Source organism: Paenibacillus sp. CFBP13512 (assembly GCF_005233705.1).
Lineage (GTDB): Bacteria > Bacillota > Bacilli > Paenibacillales > Paenibacillaceae > Saccharibacillus > Saccharibacillus nuruki.
In genome coordinates this window covers 43,139-60,205 of the sequence record NZ_QGAD01000005.1, presented here as the reverse complement: position 1 = coordinate 60,205, position 17,067 = coordinate 43,139, and the positions used below count along the sequence as shown (strand labels likewise).

Here is a 17,067-nt window from a genome sequence, read left to right as displayed (position 1 = left end):
GATCGTTATATTGATATTGGCAAGGGTCTTTACGATTGATCATTTGTAATTCGAGGATCTAATTTATCCCGCAACCAATCTCCAAGAAAGATAACTCCCAATACTGTAAATGTAATCGCCAATCCTGGAAAAGTAGCGACCCACCAACTGGTTGCAATATACTGTCTGCCATCACTCAGCATCCCGCCCCATGATACATCTGGTGGCTTAATCCCTAATCCGAGAAAGCTTAGCGATGCTTCCATTAGAATCGTTGTCGCTACATTCATACTGGAAATAACGATCAACGATGACATCACATTTGGTAAAATATGATGGAAAATTAAGCGACCTTGCCCTGCGCCTGCCGATTGTGCCGCTTTGACAAAATCACGTTCTTTAAGACTTAATACTTCACTACGAATGACTCTTGCATACGATACCCAGTTGGTTAATCCAATCACGATAATCAAAGTGATCAATCCCGGCTGAGTTACAGCTAATACAACCAATGCTAATAATATCGAAGGAATCGCTAGAAAAGAATCTGCAACCCGCATAATAATGGCATTAATCCATTTCCCATAATATCCAGATAATAATCCCAGTACAGCTCCGATCATGCCGGACACCAATACTGCTCCTACACCAACAATTAAGGATACCCGAGCTCCATATACAATTCGGCTCCAGATATCACGACCTAGATTATCTGTGCCTAACCAGTAAGTCGACTCGCCTCCATCTAACCATACCGGTGGCTTGAGTCTTTTTAACGGAGCAACCGAAGCTGGATCATGACTCGCTAACCACGGTGCAAATAAAGCACACAATACAACCGCTACAATAATCAGCAATCCTAATGTGCCAGTTTTACTTTTTAATAACTGACGGATCATTCCTTGATCAGGCATGTCTACCCCATCCTTTCTGCCGATTGGTTCCTGATCAACTGTATCTAATACGAGGATCAAGCAGGCGATACGAAATATCAGTCAATAGATTTCCTATAATGACAATCAATGCGATCACAAATACAGAAGCCTGTACAATCGCCATATCATGCGTGTTTACTGCTGTTACTAACAATTGCCCTAGTCCTGGCCAAGCAAATACGGTTTCAGTAATCAATGTGCCACCGATCAGACTGGTAAATTGCAATCCTACAATCGTGACAACAGGAATTAAGCCATTACGAAAAGCATGCTTCATAATAATAACAAATGGACGTAACCCTTTACTCTTCGCAGTCAAAATATAATCCTGATTTAGAATTTCAAGCATACTGGAACGCACCAAGCGGGTCATCTGTGCACCAATTCCAATCCCCAGAGTAAAAGCAGGCAATAACAAATGCTCTATTCCTCCTCTACCGGAGACAGGTAAAGCACCTAACATTACTGAAAAGAATAAAATTAGCATAATCCCCATCCAAAAGTTAGGCATTGCTTTGCCAATCACAGAAATACCTGATATCAATAAGTCGGTAAATGTATTACGCTTGACCGCAGACAAAATACCGAGTGGAATCGCCATAATAATCGCAAAAATCATCGCTGCTACCGCCAACTCAAAGCTAGCGGGTAATCGTTCTAAAACCAGTGGTAAAGCAGATTCTCCATAACGAAAAGAAGTCCCAAAATCTCCTTGCAATGCACTTCCTAGAAATGTGATGTATTGCTTATACAGTGGTTGATCCAATCCGAGTGCCTCTGTAAGCACAGCGCGATCTTCTGCTGTAGCCGTTTCAGGTAACATTAACGCTACAGGATCACCGGTCACCCGCACTAAAATAAATACAATTAACGATACCAGTAGCAATACCGGAATCACCTGAAGCAGTGACTTTATAATATAGCCTTTCAATCCAATCACCTCCGTACACCGTATATACTGAACTTTTGCCGATTTTTATAACAAAAAGCAGGGAAGACATATGGCTATCCCTGCTTTAATTTGTTTATCCATTCACAGGTGTAATATCATCTGCATAGAACATTTCATCACTTCTTGGCGTAAATTTCACACGGTTATCTGCTCCATAAATTCCTTCCATTTGGAACAAATACACTGCTGGGCGATCTTCTGCCAAAATCTGTTGTACCTCTTGATATTGTTTTTCACGTGATGCTGGATCCATATTTACAAGCGCATCTTGTAATAACTTTTCAACTTTAGGATTGTTATAATCCGTTTCCCCTGCTGCTTCTGTTTTGAGATAACGATTATAGTTATTGGATGCGTCAAATAATGAATTACCTATGCCGATCATAAAAATTTCTTTGAATGATTTGGAACTGTATCGTTCACTAAAAGCACTTGGTTCTAGCACTTCAAGATTCGCTTTAAACCCTGCTTCATTCAGCATAGCCGCTACCACTTCAGCATATTCTTTGTATTGAGAAGAGACCGTCATATTCAGTTCTGCTCCTGTATGACCGGATTCTTGTAATAATTGCTTCGCTTTGGCTGGATCGTATAATGTCTGTTTGTATAGTGAAGGATCTGCTCCAAAGTTACCCGGTGTAACAGATGTACGAGTCACAATCCCTGCTCCACCTGCAATACTGTCTACAATCCCTTGCTTGTCAATCGCCAAGTCAATTGCTTCACGTACTTTCGGATCAGCTGTGACTGTACCTTCTGTTTCACGCAAAATTAATTGAAGTACACGTTGGATTGGAGCTTTAACGATTTGTTTGCCTTCTTCGCTCTGAATACGTTCTACATCAGTAGAAGGAATACCTGAAGCAATATCAATGCCTCCTGCTAACAATTCAGATACACGGGTAGAAGCTTCAGGGATTGAGCGGAACACAACCGTATCCCATTTAGGTGCTTCTCCAAAATACTTATCGTTTTTGACCAGTTCTACACGGTCATCTTTTGTCCATTTGCTGAACTTGTAAGGACCTGTCCCGACTGGACTTTTAAGAAAAGCATCGATTCCTTTTTCTTTGATATATTTTGAAGGTAGAATGCCTGCTCCCATTTTGGACAAACGATTTAATAATAGTGGATCAGGACCATCTGTGATCATATCAACGGTGTAATCATCGACTACTTTTACTTCTTTAATAGATTTGAAATACGAGTTTTGTTTGAGCGCACTATCTTTGGCTACACGATCAATCGTGTATTTCACATCTGCCGCTGTGAACGGATCACCATTATGGAAAGTAACGCCTTCACGTAGCTTGAATCTCCATGTTGTATCGTTTACTTGTTCCCATGAAGTAGCCAGCACCGGCACTTTCTTTTGTTCATTATCATTTTTGACTAAATAATCGAACATATTGACCAGTACAGCTTCACTAGAGGTATTGTTATTGTTATGTGGATCAAAGCTTTCAATATCAGTCGCATTCCCGATCGTTAATATTTTGCTATTCGTAGCTGAATCTGTAGATGATTCTTTGCTATTACCACACCCTGCTAATACAATCGCGACTACTAACAATAATAATCCACTGGTTATCCATGATTTTGTTTTCATTTTCTCCACTCCACCCTTTTAAATCGTACTTTTTTTATTGATGCGTGTGACGGATCGGTTGATCCAAATAATGTAATGCCATAGCAGACAACATCGCTACACCATAAGGAAGTGCAGATTCATCAAGATCGAACATGGGATGATGCAATGGATATGAAGTCTCAGGTTGTCCATTACTTGTCCCTAAACGGAAAAACACAGCAGGTACTTGTTCAGCATAAAAAGCAAAGTCTTCGCCACCTGTAGAAGGTCGAGTATATTGCCACTCCGGCCCTTCTGCCATCAGATCGCAAGTAGCAGTCAAAAAATCAACCATTTGATTATCATTTTTGACGACAGGATAATTCATGTGGTAATCGAGTTCGTAATCAGCTCCAAAGGAACCTACAATCCCTTCAATAACCTGCTTAATCTTCGTAGGCATTTGCTGACGGATATCCGCAGATAATGTGCGTACTGTGCCTACCATTTCAACTTCAGAAGCAATCGCAGCTGCCATTGTTCCTCCTCGAATCTGTCCGATACTGACAACAGCTGTTTCTAATGGATCGATCATTCGACTGGTAACATGTTGCAGGGCAGAAATGACTTGCGCTGATACGGCTATCGCATCAATACCTTCATGCGGACGTGCTCCATGTCCTCCTTTACCAATAATACGAAGTGTGAAAAAGTCAGCTGAAGCAAAAGCGACTCCTTTACAAACAGATACTTCACCGATCTGCAAACTCGGATAAACATGTAAGCCTGTCATTGCATCCACATGAGGATGCTCCAGTACCCCATCTTTGATCATGGCATCGGCTCCGGCTAGCCCTTCTTCCGCCGGTTGAAAAACGAATTTGATATTACCGGATGCGGGTATACCCAGACTACTTAGTAATTGAGCTGCCCCCATTAACATCGTTGTATGTGCATCATGACCGCACAGATGAGCTTTACCGGCGGTTTGCGAAGCATAGCTCGTATCTTTGGCATCTTGTATCGGTAAAGCATCCATATCTGCTCGAAGTGCAATTGTTGGTCCGGGTTCTATACCACGCAACAGTCCGACAACACCTGTTTTGCCTATACCCGTCTGCACTTCAAGCCCTAGACTTTGTAAATGCTCTGCTACAATCGCTGAGGTTCGAACTTCCTCATAACCAATCTCAGGATGTCTATGTAGATCACGTCGCCATGTGGTTAATTTTTCTTGCATAGACTGCGCAGCAGGTAATAACTGCGACAGTCTCACTTGTATCCCTTGCGGATCAGAATGATTCATAAGGATTCACTCTCCTTTTCTTGAGTTCGGATATCATGATCAAATACTCGATGATAGATCGAAGAGGCAGACTGTTCAATATGTTGACGCATCAATATTCGAGAGCGTTCCCCATCATGTGCACGCAGTACATCTAACAATTCAAAATGGCTATCTGAATTGCGTACCCGTACTTCTTGACTATAAGGCATAAGATCAAGTGCAGGATTGATCTTGGTACGAATCTCTCGTACTGCTTTTTCAAAATAAGCATTATCAGATGCTTTGGCGATCATCAGGTGAAACTTCACATCCAGCGCACGAAATAACTCGCGTGAACAATCTTGTTCAATACTCATCTCTAGATACTGCTGTAGTTGATGTAACTGTTCGGCTTGAATATGCTGTGCAGCTAGAAAAGCAGCTTCTGGTTCAATAATCAGACGGTATTCAAATACTTTGCTCCATGACTCCCAATTACTCGCAATCTGTTCACGGTGACGATGATGAGAATTGAGCGTTAAAGGTAAAACAAAGGTTCCTCCTTTAGCCCCGACACGCTTTTCAATCAATCCTTCTTCTTCTAATCGAGAAAGAGCCTCACGTACCGCTAATCGGCTAGCATTGAACATAACCGCCATATCTCGTTCATTGGGAAGTTGTTCTTCAGGTAGTAATTCTTTTAAAATAATCGATTCTTCTAATTGGTCGAAAATAAAATCACTAACTTTTTTAGGAGAAACTTTCTCAAATTGTTGTGGAAAATAAGTTCGCATGTCTTCCTCCTGATTTAAAAAGTAATGAGGATATAGTTGTTAATTGTTCTACTTGAATGGTATAAGGTACGAACTTTAGACCATTTAATAAGGCGACAAAAAGTGACTTTTATTTAATATACTCTCTGTTGGAACAGAGGTCAACGATTATTCATACCAAAACGATAGGTTTTATCAATTTCAAATAAAAAAAGCCTAATCAGTGGTATAATCACTGATTAGACTTCTTTGTTCGCGGCAGCATATCCTAGCTTTTTGAGTAATGGAATAATATCTAATTTCTCATCATGATTTAATCCTTGCGTAGCTTTGATAATAGCTTGTTTGTGACCTGTAAAAATGCTCTCAAAAAATTGATTGCCTTCTTCAGTTAGCTCTGCAAAAATAACACGACGGTCATTATCACAAGCACGACGGCATAACATATTTTTCTTTTCTAACTTGTCGACCACATACGTGATATTCCCGCTAGAAATCAGTACTTTTTGCCCTATTTTCTGCAATGGCTGTGGATTCTCGCTGTGATACAAAAAGTCCAATACACCAAATTCAGTCGGGTTCAGACCATAACTTTGAATATCATCATTCACCTGATTCATCACAGCCTGATAAGCGCGTGACAATATAATTAACAAATGAAGAGATTCTTTTTCTTCATCATTTTCCATATCTGGATTCGGTTGAATCGACGAGTGTTTCATCTATGAAACCTCCTAACTATCATAATCGTTATATTCTAAACATATAGCGCCTGCGATGTTTTTCATTTAAATTCAGAAAAATATACGCAGACGCTTTATGATTTTATTTCAATAAAATACGTTTAAATTAGAAGCTTTGTGCAACAGTTGCTGCATTTTGAAGACCATCAGCAACGATTTGTTGTGAACGATCCGGGAATGCGTTGTGACCTTCGATGATGAATTTCTCAACATCTGTAATACCCCAGAAGCCAAGAAATGTTTGTACATAACGTACAGCCAATTCGATATCAGCGCCAGGACCTTCAGAATATACGCCACCACTAGCGTGTAACAACATTACTTTTTTACCGCCAGCAAGTCCTACAGGACCTTCAGCAGTATATTTGAACGTTTTGCCAGCTTGAGACAAGTAGTCGAAGTAGCTATGCAATACAGCAGGAACAGCAAAGTTCCACAATGGGAATGCAATAACCACTTTATCAGCACCCAAAAATTGAGTTAAGTATTTGTTTACACGGTCAACAGCCGCTTGCTCTTCAGCAGATACTTCCATACCTTGAGAAGCTTTGAAGTTAGCACCTAGAACAAATGCATCATAGTAAGGAATATTTTCAGCAAATAAATCAAGTTCTACCACTTCGTCTTGTGGATGAGAAGTTTTGTAGCTGTTTAGGAATGCTTCGTATAGTTGTACGCTGACTGCTTGATCAGCAGGACGGTTATTCGCTTTAACAAAAAGAACTTTAGACATGGATGAAATCTCTCCTTTTATTTGGATACTGTAATAGTATCAATTCATAAATCTTAATTTAAAGATAATATATAAATACACTTTTGTCAACTATAAATTATATAGTGTACTGATAGCAGTTAAACTAAAAGCAACCATCTGATCACTTCCTCTATCAGACAGTTTCTTTTAGTTTTTAGCTTGCTTTATTATATTTATGAACGACGAGCAGGTGCACGTAATACTTCGATAACGCCACTTTCATAAGCAACAACAACTGCACTAGCCATATTGATAAATAATCCATTATCTACAACACCTGGAATATTATTCAACTGATGATGTAATCGTGCTGCATCCTCAATCACATCGAAATGACAATCTACTGTATAGTTGCCATTGTCTGTTTTGAACACATCGCCATCTTTCGTTTGACGCAATACAGGTTTGCATCCAAAGCTAGCTAATTTCTCAATCGTCCACTCATGAGCAAAAGTAACCACTTCTACAGGCAAAGGAAAAGCGCCCAGTTTCTGTACCACTTTATTTTCACCTGTAATGATCATCACTTGACGACTTCGAGCGGCTACGATTTTTTCACGTAGCAATGCGCCTCCGCCCCCTTTAATGAGGTTAAGATTAGGATCGACTTCATCTGCACCATCAATTGTAAGATCAATTTCTCCTACTTCAGCAAAAGGAATGATGGGTATAGACCACTCCCGTGCTAGATTTTCTGATTGAACAGAGGTTGCTACTGCACGTATATGTAGTCCTTGCTTCACACGTTCACCAATTTTTTCAATAGCATAAGCCGCTGTAGAACCTGTGCCTAGACCAACCATCATCCCTTCTTCTACCCAATCCACTGCTTTCTCCGCCGCTAACTTTTTGATATTCATGACCTGTTCACTCCATTATTTAGTCTAATAATTTATTGGATACGATGTTATGGATATGAAATAACAGAATGAGTCTCATCCATAGATTTCATGTAACATTTGCACTATACTGAATACGGGTGAATATTCTCAGCATCATACTATACACATTCACAAATTAAAAGGAGCTTACTATTATGCGAACCGAAAATCAGATCAAATCCAAACTCAACGAATTGACATTGCAGAAAAGAAATATCCAGACACGCCTTGAGGGTCTAACGCCTGAAACTGCTTCTTATACCTCGCTCAATGAACAACTTGCTCGTATCGAAGATATGTCCAATATGCTTGAATGGGTACTTAATGAACCGCTAGGAAAATATCATGCGTAATCATCTTATATCCTATTTTATCTGAATGTATTCAGAATTACAAAAGCAATTCCTCTCTAATTTCTATCCTTCTTATTGCAAAAAATGACAAAAACTATACAATTCTAAATATTTTTTAGGTCTTTTGGTTCAATTCTATAGAACTATGTTTATAAAGTTAAAGAAAATTACTAACTACTATAAATTATTGGAATACAAATTCCGACATATAGAAATGAGTGTTACTGTGCCATTTTTTACAGCTTTATGGAAATAAAGCGACAAATTATTCGAAACAAGCCGATTTATGGGTCATACTAAATACCTAATTTGCTTAGTTCTCTATTAGTTGATTTGTCATTTTATTTCTTATTGATTGTTGTCAACAAACAGGCTCACAACAATCCTTATCCATCTACAAAATCTTAGATTGTTGACTACGTTGACCGATAAGCTTTATAGGGAGTCACGCAACCTTAGATTCACCAACCAAAAATAGGAGTGAGAGCATTGAAGAAAATCAGTAGACTATCTTTTTTCGCTAAAAATTTATTAATCTCAGCAGCTAGTATCATACTTATCGGAGTCATCTTGTTGGTAAGCAGTTATTTTACCCAGAAAACGATCTTAATCAATCAACTTCATGGTCAAGTTCAAGCGGTAACCGACACTTTTGCACAAGGTATTACTCTTGCTGATGTTGAAAAACTTGTAGCTGAAAAAAGTTATGAGGGTGCTAAACAAACAGAAATCCGTAGCTACTTAGATAATATCAACAAATATAATCCTAACATTTCTCAAGCTTACATTTTCGGGACGGAATTGGCAGATGGTAATAAAACATCATTGATCGCTGTGCCAACTAAAGTTATGGAAGCTTTAAAACAGGGAAATATCGATATCGGATATTTGTACGAACAACCTACTGAAATCGTAAACGGAATTCAAGAAATGCTCAAAACGAAACAACCTACATTTACAAGTTTCTACACCGATGATCTTGGACTATGGACGACTATTTTGTATCCTATTCAAAATGGTGACGGTAAAGTTGTTGCTTACTTTGGAGTAGATGCAGATGCAAGTGCTGTACCAGAAGGTCTGAATCAATTGTTAGTACGTGGTATTACGATCATGGTACTCTTCCTTATCGTTATCTTCTTACTTCAATTCTTTGTAGTTCGTAGAACACTAGCTCCTCTTCGCGAATTGATTCGTGGAATTGAAGATGTAAGTAAAGGTAATCTAGATATTCATATCAAAACAGGTAAAGATGATCTAGGGATTATCAATCACAAATTTAACCAAATGGTTGAAAAAATGAACAGTGTTATCGTGAATGTACAATCTGCTTCTCAACAAGTTACTGAATCTGCCAAAATGCTAATGGATACTTCATCTGACAATAGCGAGCGTTCATTAACATTGATTAGCAATATTCAAGACATTGCTAATGGTATGAAATATCAAGAAGAAGCTACTGAAGATACAGCTAAAGCAATGGGAGAAATTTCAACCGTTATTCATACGATTGCTAACAACTCTTCGAACGTAGCAGACCAAGCGTATTCAATGGAGCAAAAATCAGTAGAAGGTAATAAAGTCGTTAACCAAGTCACAGAACAAATGACATTGATCTCTCGTTCTGTACATGATACTTCCAAAGCAGTTGAATTGCTTGAAAGTCGTTCACAAGAAATCGGTAATATTCTAGGTATTATTACAGGAATCTCCGGTCAGACTAACTTGCTTGCTTTGAATGCATCGATTGAAGCAGCACGTGTAGGTGAACATGGACGTGGATTTGCAGTGGTTGCTGGAGAAGTTCGTAACCTTGCAGAACAATCTGCTCAATCTGCGAACCAGATCAGTACTTTAATCACTGAGATTCAAACAGAGATCCAAAATGCAGTAACTGCAATGAAAAAAGGAACAGAAGAAGTGGAATATGGTCTATCTATTGCTGACCAAACTGGCAAACTGTTTGCCGAAATTCAATCTGTAACTAAACAAGTAACCGAGCAAATTCAAGATATTTCTAGTGCTACTCAAGAAATCTCAGCAGGTACAGAAGAAATGACAGCAACTACAGAGAACCTTAAAACAACAGCAAGTGTTGCAGCAGAAAATAGCGCTAAAGTATCTCAGCACGTTGAAGGTCAAAAATCTTCGATTATCTCGACAACAGATGCAGCTAACCAACTTTCAACAATGGCTGAACAACTTCAAGAATTGATCTCTCATTTCCATGTACGTAAAATAGATTAATCTGATTTAGGGAAGAATGCCTTCCACAGAACTTGTGGACGGCATTCACTTTCTATCCTAATATCTTTATTTTAAGAAAATTATATATTTTATTTCATCATTAGATCACATTTAATTCACATATATCGCTTACTCTTTTCTCATATCTACCATTACAGCGATCAACTTCAAAGGAGAGATGTTCTATGTCACTGTCGGAAAATGCCTTTACACCTAACGAATATATTCAATTACCTGCTTTGCAAATTCCACTAGATCAAGCAAGACAACAACAGAAAGATACGTTTGCTGTTTATCGTTTTGACCTAGGTGCCAAAATTGCTTTATACATCGGGACATTAGTCAATCCTATTGAGCGTCAAGCTGTTCTGTTTTCTGCTTACCTTGGATGGCTTTATCGAATCTCGGGGGAACACGAGATTCATGCAGTATCTGGATCAACAACTGGACTTTTCCCTTTTTCTCTTTCTATCGAAGATTATCCTTATTTTCAGTCTTTAGTCGACTATGTTGCTTCACAACTCGATGCAAGCCCAGCTACATCTCCTGTAAAAAGCGAAACGGTTTTTCATTTTGGACAGCAGATTCCTGCACAACCTGGACAAGTCATGAACTGGACATTAGAAGCTCATGCCACCTCACTCTCTATTGCGATTGAATATAACGATTCTTTACTAACAGCAGCAACGATTGAACGCTTTGCGGATTATTATATCCGTTTGTTAGAAGGATTATTAGATAATACAGCACTTGCTATTGGTTCTATTGATATATTAAATGCTCAAGACCACGCGATCTATCAAGAAATGAATAACACTGCTTTCCCTTATCAAAATCAACAAACGTATCATGGCGCTTTTGAAGCTGCTGTAAATAAATACCCTCAACATACTGCTATTTCTTTTCAAGGGACAGAATATACGTATGAAGAGTTGAATCAGCGTGCTAACCAAGTTGCACATTTGTTGTTAAGACAAGGATTGCAACAGGGTGAATTTGTAACGATGTATATTGATCGCAGTCTGGACAGTGTGATCAGCTTACTAGGTATTATGAAAGCTGGCGGTGTCTATGTACCTGTAGATCCTTCCCATCCTGATGAACGCAATCACTATATTGTACAAGATACCCAATCTGCTTTTGTATTGATTCAGCACAAATACAATAATAAAGTTCTTCAACTGACTGAAGGTATTACCACATTACGAGGCATCCTTGATATTGAATATCTGAACTTAACATCTGATCCAGCATTTTTGGTCAATCCGAATATTACTGTATTACCTGATGATCTAGCTTATGTTATTTATACGTCTGGTTCTACAGGTAAGCCTAAAGGTACATTGGTTGCTCATCGTGGCGTAGTCAACTTAGGCGAAATTTTGCAAAGAGAATTTAATGTAACTTCTCAAGATGTGATGACTCAGTTTGCTACTTATAGCTTTGACGGCTCTGTCTGGGAAACAATTGCTGCCCTTTTCCATGGTGCACATTTATTCTTATTAGATGCTGAAGAAAGAGTGTCTATCGAAGAATTTGCAATTGCCATTGAGCGTACACAAACAACAATTGTAACAGCTTTACCTACTGTATTCTTTAATCAATTATCTGCTTATTTGTCTGACGAAGGTTATGCCAGATTAGCCAGTCTCAAATTGATTGCTGCTGCTGGAGAAGCATTGTATGGCAAACGTGTACGGACATTCCAACAGAAAATAGGCAAACCAATTGAAGTGGTCAATGCCTATGGCCCTACTGAATGTACGGTTTGTGCAACTATGCATAAAGTAGATACTACACTTAGTGAAGATGTTGTAAATGTTCCTATTGGACGCCCTATTGATAACTATAAAGTCTATATCATGAACGAATTTCAAATGCTCTCTCCTGTAGGCGTTCCTGGAGAAATTTATATTTCAACTGTAGGTATTGCTCATGGTTATCTGGATCAACCTGAAAAAACAGCCGCAGCCTTTATGCCAGACCCATCCGGTAATGGTGAAAAAATCTATCGTTCGGGTGACTTAGCTAAATTGTTGGCAGATGGTACGATTGAATATGTAGGTAGACGCGATTCTCAGATTAAAATTCGAGGTCATCGTATCGAAATCGGTGAAATTGAAGATAGCCTGAACAAATATCCGAATATGCAAGATGCTGTTGTGGTTCCTAAAGTAGATGAAACCGGTCAAAATATGCTAGTCGCTTACTTTACAACGATTGATGGTACAGCATTATCTCCAGCTGCGATTAAGCAATTTTTGTCTGATCGACTGCCTTCTTATTTTGTACCTAGATTTGTATGTCAGTTAGACGAGATTCCTATCTCTCCAACAGGCAAAGCAGAACGCAAAAAATTGATTGCTTATGATCATATCGAAATGCAAGAAACAGCTACCGATTATGTCGCTCCACAAAACGAAACACAACAATGGATAGCAGATGCATGGTCAGGCGTTTTAAATAAGCAACAAATAGGTATTCACGATGACTTTTTTGAAATTGGCGGAGATTCTCTGAAAGTACTCCATGTTCTTACATTGTTAAAACCACAATTTCCTAATCTCAAAATAGCGGATCTGTTCGCTTACAAAACGATTATCCAGTTAGCCGAATATGCTCTTCAGTTAGACGATAAAATGAATATTGAAGCAACAAGCCCAACGATTGAACACACTATTGATCTGGTGGAGTTCCCTGCTCGTATTCAAACCAGTTATTCAGGATTGCTGAACACCACTCATGTTTTATTAACAGGCGCTACAGGATATCTAGGATCACACTTGCTGTATGAGCTTTTGCAACAAAGTGATGCTCACATCTATGCCCTTGTACGTAAAACAGGTAGTGCAGCTAGTATAGAACGTCTCAAAGGCACAATGGAACTGTATTTCGGACAAGAAGTATTACGTGACTTTGAAAAACGTGTAACTGCTGTAGAAGGCGATCTAGAAAGTAAGCATCTAGGTCTTAGCGATAGCGATTATGAAATGATTACAGAGCATATTGATGCGATTATCCATAGTGCAGCAGATGTTCGACATTTCGGGGATACAGAACAATTTGCCAAATCTAATATTTATTCAACAGCAGAATTACTAGCGATCGCTAGTACACGTCAAGGCATTCGCTTCCATCATATTTCTACGATGGGCATTCCTGAAGATTTATCATTAGAAGGCAAATGGGATCAAGTAAAACAAACCGGCATCCTTGCTGACGATCTTCAAACTGAAAATATGTACACTAACAGCAAGCTAGAAGCAGAAAAATTAATATTTGCAGCTGGAGAACGTGGTATCCCTGTCAATATCTATCGCGCAGGTAACTTATCTAGCCAATCGGTAACTGGTCGCTTCCAACGTAATATAGACAGTAATGCAATGTATCGTATGATCAAAGCGATGCTGTTATTAGGTAAAGCCCCTGCTGCAAATCAATGGATGGACTTTACACCGATAGATTATGCAGGTCGTTCAATTATTCATCTGGCGCTTCAACCGGATACAGCAGGTCAAATGTTCCATATCTGTAACCCACAACAAGTTCACTACGATGACTTGATTGCAATGATCCAAACGTTTGGATATTCGATTGATGTTTTACCAGCTAAAGAATATGCTGAATGGCTGTTAGATTCTTCTATCGAGAAGCAAGCAGATGCTCTTTTGTTAGCAATGGGTCAATTAGATGGTGATGGCGCTAAAGATTCTCCTTACCGACTCGCTAATCCTGAGACTGCCAAGTTGTTAGAGCAACAAGAAGTATTCTGCCCCAAACCTGATTATGAATTTATATCAGCTATGTTGAGTTATGCATCAAGTATCGGTTACTTCCCTACTGCACCTGTACGTGATGTAGCTGATGTCACTGTCGATGAAATGATTTCTAGTGATATGAATAGATAAAATGATAAAAATAAGCGTCTAAATAATTAGGTAAAAGACCCGGTTTATTGAACGGGTCTTTTATTTTTTTGAAATATTTTGCACAACTTAATTGAAAACTATAAACTTTCTCAAAATCGTACCGATATAAATAATACATAATACGACATATTAAGACAAAATAAAACAAAATTTATTTTGTCGATTATTGTATTAATATGTTTCAAAGTGTATAATATGGTTAAATATATAATACTTAATACCTATAATAAGCAGGGAGACCTAAGACTAATGAACTTTAAAAACTCCAAACTAAAATTAACGGCACTTATTGCCACTATCGCTATTCCACTTACGTTGTCACTATATGTACCAACTATGAATACTACAGATACAACTACTCAACGTTATATCGTTTCTTATTCTAACGATCAAGGTAAAGAACAGATTGCACAAGTAGCTGATCAATCTACTAATGATCTTCACGCATTTAACCATCTAAATATGGTTGCTGTCAATCTTACAAATGATCAAAAGAATGATCTTGCTACACAATCAGGCATTACAAGTATCGAACAAAATACAACCTATACTTCGGCTGCTCAAGCTTTTGGTGGAAATATCAAAACAGTAAATGTAAAAGGAAATGAACAAGCTTCATGGGGATACGGTACTATTGATGCTCAAATGGCTTCTGATAGTGGTTACACAGGTAAAGGTGTAAAAATCGCTATTTTAGATACAGGAATTTCTGCTCACTCTGAATTGAATATCGCTGGTGGTGTATCTGAAGTGGGTTACACTCAATCTTATGCAGATGATAATGGACACGGAACATTTGTAGCAGGCGTGATTGGCGCTCAATCGAATGGTAAAGGTCTTGTAGGTGAAGCACCAGACGCTCAAATCTACGCAGTCAAAATTTTGGATAGCAAAGGTAATGGTTCAACAGAAGATTTAGCTAAAGGTGTAGACTGGGCTATTCAGAACCATATGGACATTGTTAACATGTCGATCGCTTTTCCAGAAGATTCTCCAGCGGTTGAACAAGTACTTGCTTCTGCTGATCAAAATGGCATCTTGCTTATCGCAGCTGCTGGTAATAAAGGTACAGCTAGTGCAGCAACAGATACGGTTCAATATCCAGCTAAATCTAGTCATGTGATCGCTGTAGCTGCTATAGACGACAATCTACAACGTGCTGATTTCTCTTCTAGCGGTTCTGATATCGAACTTACAGCACCAGGTGTAGATATTGTGAGTACATCTAGTAACGGTAAATATGAGCTTCGTAGTGGTACATCGGTTGCTGCTCCATTTGTAACAGGTATGGCTGCTATTCTCAAACAAGCTTATCCAGGTAGCACTAATGCACAGATTCGTCAGGCTCTAAACCAAGGCAGTATTGATTTGGGAGCAGCAGGTCAAGACAATCTGTATGGTAACGGTATGATCAGCTTCCAGCATTTATTAGGTAAAGCTTCTATTCTTGCTTCTAAGTAATGATCCCATGTCCACTTTCCCTTGAAAAGCTGGCATGTTCATATAGAGAATACTTTGTCCCTGTTTTGCACTAGATGACGCAGCTTATATCTACTACAACCTACACTATTCATATAGTATTGTGATGATCCACATCAGATAATAATATGCATCCAAATAGCCACGGTTTTATACCTGTGCTCATCCAAAAATAAAAGCGCCGTTCTCAGCCAGAGACACGACGCTTTTATTTTGTTCTTTTATTGTTTCGCTAGAACAAACGTCTAAAGTTCAGCGACAGGCAAGCTACCTTGCATCCAATGAAGCTCACTATCTCGAATGACATAGTCTGCCCATTTCATCTCACCAATTCCCCAATTACGAAACTCGGTAATATGACGGTAAAATTGCTCAATCACAGCTTCTTTCGGTTCAGACATCAACGATTGAATCTGTTCACGTAACCGCTCAGGCTTCTCTCTCACACTGTCTAGTACACGCATCATCCACTTATGTCCGGGATACAACATTTCATTATGTGCAAGCACCATACGGCCACCGAATAGCGCCATATTCATCACTGCTTGATGTAGCAAGTACGTATCATCACGCTTCAACGCTTGTTTGCATTCTCCATACCATGCTTCAAATTGAGCATAAAACCGATGGATATTATTTTGCTTCAGAGACATAGGATATTCTGTGATCGTATTTAATACATCCCGCAGTTCTGGAATATCTGAGAATACGACAATAGCACCTAGAAAAGCAAACCGTGCAGGTTCACTACCACAGCGAGCTACTTTCTCCAAATACGCCATACTAATGTATTTGCCATCTATATTTTGCAAAGAACGTCCTACCTTACATTCGGCTCCATCATAATGCAATGAACCGGATTGGAAACGGTCTTCAAATTCTTGATCTGAAACAATAATCATAATATTCATATCTGAATGAGGTGAAGAATATCCATAAGCGACCGAACCAGTAATCAATAGCCCTTTCACTGATGAATCACCACGAAGATGTTCTGTCAGTTGTGAGAGGCAATCCGATAATATATTCACACGGGCCCTCCTTAATCTCAATTTTTTAGTGTTCGATTGATAATGATAATTATTATCAATTAACTTTGTAACGATATTGTAGCTTATTCAATTTCACTTGGCAAGTATTTATGGCGAATCTGTGTCTATAAAATTCAAACGGTATCGAATGTATTCACAATTACGCTGATAATT

Annotated in this window: 13 protein-coding genes; 4 read left to right on the top strand and 9 right to left on the bottom strand. The window is 38.7% G+C overall.

Annotated elements, in window-relative coordinates; all coding sequences use genetic code 11:
• Window positions 1-29: 29 nt before the first annotated feature.
• From PaeCFBP13512_RS08975 to rpiA, 8 genes are all read right to left on the bottom strand, one after another.
• Window positions 30-893 carry an ABC transporter permease gene (locus PaeCFBP13512_RS08975; RefSeq protein WP_137222612.1) on the bottom strand — a complete coding sequence of 288 codons (864 nt, stop codon included), beginning with the start codon at window positions 891-893 and terminating at the stop codon, window positions 30-32.
• 34 nt (window positions 894-927) lie between these two features.
• A complete protein-coding gene (locus PaeCFBP13512_RS08970; protein ID WP_137222610.1) occupies window positions 928-1,845 on the bottom strand; it encodes an ABC transporter permease in 918 nt (305 codons plus the stop codon).
• A gap of 94 nt (window positions 1,846-1,939) precedes the next feature.
• Complete coding sequence (locus PaeCFBP13512_RS08965; RefSeq protein WP_137222608.1) at window positions 1,940-3,475, bottom strand: ABC transporter substrate-binding protein; 1,536 nt, start codon at window positions 3,473-3,475, stop codon at window positions 1,940-1,942.
• 34 nt (window positions 3,476-3,509) lie between these two features.
• Window positions 3,510-4,742: a M20 metallopeptidase family protein gene (locus PaeCFBP13512_RS08960; RefSeq protein WP_137222606.1), complete on the bottom strand. Its 1,233-nt coding sequence runs from the start codon at window positions 4,740-4,742 to the stop codon at window positions 3,510-3,512.
• Entirely contained in the window at window positions 4,739-5,497 is a 759-nt protein-coding gene (locus PaeCFBP13512_RS08955) for a FadR/GntR family transcriptional regulator (protein WP_069326341.1), read from the bottom strand. Before PaeCFBP13512_RS08955 ends, PaeCFBP13512_RS08960 begins: the two co-directional genes overlap by 4 nt.
• 218 nt (window positions 5,498-5,715) lie before the next feature.
• The gene (locus tag PaeCFBP13512_RS08950; protein ID WP_425415566.1) at window positions 5,716-6,198 is read right to left on the bottom strand and encodes a MarR family winged helix-turn-helix transcriptional regulator; all 483 of its coding nucleotides are present in this window, start codon (window positions 6,196-6,198) and stop codon (window positions 5,716-5,718) included.
• A 127-nt stretch (window positions 6,199-6,325) separates the two neighbouring features.
• Window positions 6,326-6,952 (bottom strand): FMN-dependent NADH-azoreductase, encoded by a 627-nt coding sequence (locus PaeCFBP13512_RS08945; protein ID WP_137222604.1) that lies wholly within the window; start codon window positions 6,950-6,952, stop codon window positions 6,326-6,328.
• 194 nt (window positions 6,953-7,146) lie between these two features.
• Window positions 7,147-7,833 (bottom strand): ribose-5-phosphate isomerase RpiA, encoded by a 687-nt coding sequence (gene rpiA, locus PaeCFBP13512_RS08940; RefSeq protein ID WP_137222602.1) that lies wholly within the window; start codon window positions 7,831-7,833, stop codon window positions 7,147-7,149.
• A gap of 176 nt (window positions 7,834-8,009) precedes the next feature.
• Between rpiA and PaeCFBP13512_RS08935 the strand changes: the two genes are divergently transcribed.
• The 4 genes from PaeCFBP13512_RS08935 to PaeCFBP13512_RS08920 all read left to right on the top strand — a co-directional run bounded on the left by PaeCFBP13512_RS08935 (window position 8,010) and on the right by PaeCFBP13512_RS08920 (window position 15,844).
• Window positions 8,010-8,207 (top strand): hypothetical protein, encoded by a 198-nt coding sequence (locus PaeCFBP13512_RS08935; protein WP_069326338.1) that lies wholly within the window; start codon window positions 8,010-8,012, stop codon window positions 8,205-8,207.
• Between the two features lie 489 nt (window positions 8,208-8,696).
• Entirely contained in the window at window positions 8,697-10,454 is a 1,758-nt protein-coding gene (locus tag PaeCFBP13512_RS08930; RefSeq protein ID WP_069326337.1) for a methyl-accepting chemotaxis protein, read from the top strand.
• Between the two features lie 185 nt (window positions 10,455-10,639).
• Window positions 10,640-14,362, top strand: a complete 3,723-nt coding sequence (locus PaeCFBP13512_RS08925) for a non-ribosomal peptide synthetase family protein (RefSeq protein ID WP_137222600.1) — start codon at window positions 10,640-10,642, stop codon at window positions 14,360-14,362.
• Between the two features lie 270 nt (window positions 14,363-14,632).
• Window positions 14,633-15,844, top strand: a complete 1,212-nt coding sequence (locus tag PaeCFBP13512_RS08920; protein WP_137222598.1) for a S8 family peptidase — start codon at window positions 14,633-14,635, stop codon at window positions 15,842-15,844.
• A 263-nt stretch (window positions 15,845-16,107) separates the two neighbouring features.
• Here PaeCFBP13512_RS08920 and PaeCFBP13512_RS08915 read toward each other — a convergent pair whose 3' ends face one another.
• Window positions 16,108-16,893, bottom strand: a complete 786-nt coding sequence (locus PaeCFBP13512_RS08915) for a hypothetical protein (protein ID WP_069326334.1) — start codon at window positions 16,891-16,893, stop codon at window positions 16,108-16,110.
• Window positions 16,894-17,067: the final 174 nt, after the last annotated feature.